Below are 727 nucleotides of genomic sequence, written 5' to 3'. Positions count from 1 at the left end.
AATGGGATGAAAGACATCATCTGGTACACTCCAACTCGTCAAGCAGACGGTTCATATACTGTAACGGCTAAGGCTAGTGACCACGAAAACGCTGATGGCAAATATGAAGCGCAGGTCTTCTATGTGGATGCCAAAGGCCAAAATAAGTTTGTCAAAAAAGCCTTTATCGATTACACAGCTTCTAAACCATCTGCTGATCTGACCATTACAAAATCAGAGTCAGACGGCACCTTTACCATTACAGCTAAGAACCTTCAAGGCTTCGATGGCTACAAGGAAGTGAAGATTCCATTCTGGTCTCATGCTAATGGGATGAAAGATATCATCTGGTACACTCCAACTCGCCAGGCAGACGGTTCATATACTGTAACGGCCAAAGCTAGTGACCACGAAAACGCTGATGGCAAATACGAAGCGCAGGTCTTCTATGTGGACGCTCAAGGCCAAAACAAGTTTGTCAAGAAAGCCTTTATTGATTACAAAAATCAATCTCGTCCAACCGGCACTCTCTTGATCCAAAACAACAACAAGGATACAGGAACATTTGATGTCATCATCAAGGATGTCTACAGCCCTAAAGGGGTGCAGACTGTGCAAGTTCCTACTTGGTCTGATAAGGATGGCCAAGACGATATTCGCTGGTATGAAGCGACTCGTCAAGCGAACGGAGATTACAAGGTATCGGTCAAAGCGAGCGATCACAAGAACTCTACTGGTAAGTACCATG

At 44.7% G+C, this 727-nt stretch carries 1 protein-coding gene; it reads left to right on the top strand.

The window, feature by feature from the left end; all coding sequences use genetic code 11:
* Nucleotides 1-727, top strand: a 727-nt coding sequence (locus HMPREF2893_RS08805; RefSeq protein ID WP_186822253.1) for a GBS Bsp-like repeat-containing protein, incomplete at both ends; no start/stop codon positions are given.

It is taken from the genome of Streptococcus sp. HMSC072C09 (genome assembly GCF_001813105.1).
Classification (GTDB): domain Bacteria; phylum Bacillota; class Bacilli; order Lactobacillales; family Streptococcaceae; genus Streptococcus.
The sequence above is the reverse complement of the archived record's forward strand: the minus strand, read 5'-3'. Positions and strand labels throughout refer to the sequence as shown.